The organism is Campylobacter concisus (assembly GCF_902460675.1).
In the GTDB taxonomy this organism is placed as follows: domain Bacteria; phylum Campylobacterota; class Campylobacteria; order Campylobacterales; family Campylobacteraceae; genus Campylobacter_A; species Campylobacter_A concisus_AJ.
Map to the genome: position 1 here is coordinate 504,820 of NZ_CABPUQ010000001.1, position 2,399 is coordinate 507,218.

Genomic DNA, 2,399 nt, shown 5'->3' on the forward strand with positions numbered 1-2,399 from the left:
TTGATGTAAAAGGTCATCTAACAAATGATAAAACTCCAACTATCAAAGGCACTGCAAAAGCTGGCTCAAAAGTAGAAATTTATGATAATGGCGACAGAATAGGTGAGACAACAGCTAAAGCTGATGGTTCATGGGAATTTACAGCTCCAGAGCTTACTAAACAAGGCGAGCATAAATTTACAGCAACTGCTGAGAATAAATTTGGTAAGAGCACACCAAGCAATGAAGCTACAATCGATCTAGATTCAATCGCTCCAAAACTTGATAACGTTAAAATCACTCCAATTGATACTAATAGCAAAGCTGATGATACAGCAGAGCTAACTATGGGAACAGGTCATACAGATACTCCAAATGCTGAGATATTATTTAGGGATGTAGATAACAACATTATAGGAAAAGGTCACGCTAACAGTGCAGGTGACTTCTTAATTCAACTAGATAAAGCTGTTCAGCCAGGTACTCCAGTATTTGTTCAAGCAATAGATAAAGCTGGTAACGCAGGTACAGAAATGGCTACGGCTGGCAATATAGAGCATCCAAATGATCATACAGCTCCAAAAGTAGATATCGATACTGTAACTCCAGTAGATGAGACTAACCCATCAGATGGTACTCCAGATAAAGGTATCGTAAAAGGTAAATCAGATGAGCCAAATGCTCCAGTAGTTGTTACTGATGAAAATGGTAAAACAATAGGTACTGGCACAACTGATGATAAGGGAAATTTCGAAATCACTACTGATCCAATCGAACCAGGTGATAAAGTAAAAGTTGAAGTAACTGATAAAGCTGGCCATAAAGGTAGTGATACAGAGACTGCAGGTGATACAGAGATTTTACATAAAGATCTTCCAGAAGCTCCAGTAATCACAGAAGTAATAGATGATGTTAAAGGCTATGGAGAAGATACTAAAGTTGGTAACGTTCTTGATGTAAAAGGTCATCTAACAAATGATAAAACTCCAACTATCAAAGGCACTGCAAAAGCTGGCTCAAAAGTAGAAATTTATGATAATGGCGACAGAATAGGTGAGACAACAGCTAAAGCTGATGGTTCATGGGAATTTGAAGCTCCAGCACTTACTAAACAAGGCGAGCATAAATTTACAGCAACTGCTGAGAATAAATTTGGTAAGAGCACACCAAGCAATGAAGCTACAATCGATCTAGACTCAATCGCTCCAAAACTTGACAATGTTAAAATCACTCCAATTGATACAAATAGCAAAGCTGATGATACAGCAGAGCTAACTATGGGAACAGGTCATACAGATACTCCAAATGCTGAGATATTATTTAGAGATGAAAACAACAACATTATAGGAAAAGGTCACGCTAACAGTGCAGGTGACTTCTTAATTCAACTAGATAAAGCTGTTCAACCAGGTACTCCAGTATTTGTTCAAGCAATAGATAAAGCTGGTAACGCAGGTACAGAAATGGCTACGGCTGGCAATATAGAGCATCCAAATGATCATACAGCTCCATCTGAGCCAACAATCACATTTGTTGAAGATACTAATCCAAAAGATGGCAAGCTAAATAAAGCTGAAAACGGTAGCGATAGTGATAACGCTAACACAACAGCTAAAATTTTTATCCCAACAGATGCAGTAGTAAATGATGTGATCAAATACACTGTAAATGGTGAAGAAAAATCACACCCTATAACTGATGCTGATAAAGCAAAAGGACACATAGAGGTTAAAGTACCAGTAGTTGATGGACAAACTTCAACCATAACAGCTAAGATCGTTGATCAAGCAGGTAATGCTAGTAAAGAAGTATCTGGTAGTGTAGATGTGGATCTAACTATCGGCAATCCAAAAGTAAGATTCTTAGAAGATACAGATAATAACGGCGTTCTAAGCGTTGCTGAAGTGGCTGCTATAAAAGACGGCAAAGCTCACTGGGTAATAGATATCCCAGCAGACGGCAGCATAAAAGCTGGTGATGTGATCCAGTCAATCGATAGCAAAGGTAATTGGGTTAAATTTGTTACTATCACTGATGAGATGATCAAAGATGGTAGATTTGAAGCTACATTTAATGTCGATATAGAAAAACTAAGAAATGGCAAATATGAGACTCCAGAGTATAGATTTGCTGATGATGCTGGCAACATTAGCGATTCATCAAAAGCTAGCCTTTCACTTGACAGCGAATTTAGCAGAAAACCAAGCAACCCAGAAATTAAATTCCCAGAAGATACAAACAAAGATGGCAAAATTTCTGATGATGAAAACAAAGCTAATGACAATGATGCTGGTAAAACAACAGTAGAAGTTACTATACCAAAAGATGGTTCAGTAAAACCAGGTGATAAAGTAGTAGTTACTGATGACAATGGCAAAAAGACTGAAAAACCAATCAACCAAGATGACATCGATAAAGGT

At 37.7% G+C, this 2,399-nt stretch carries 1 protein-coding gene; it reads left to right on the forward strand.

Annotation, left to right across the window (positions count from 1 at the left end):
- Positions 1-2,399, forward strand: a 2,399-nt coding sequence (locus F3G88_RS10185) for an Ig-like domain-containing protein (RefSeq protein ID WP_223228709.1), incomplete at both ends; no start/stop codon positions are given.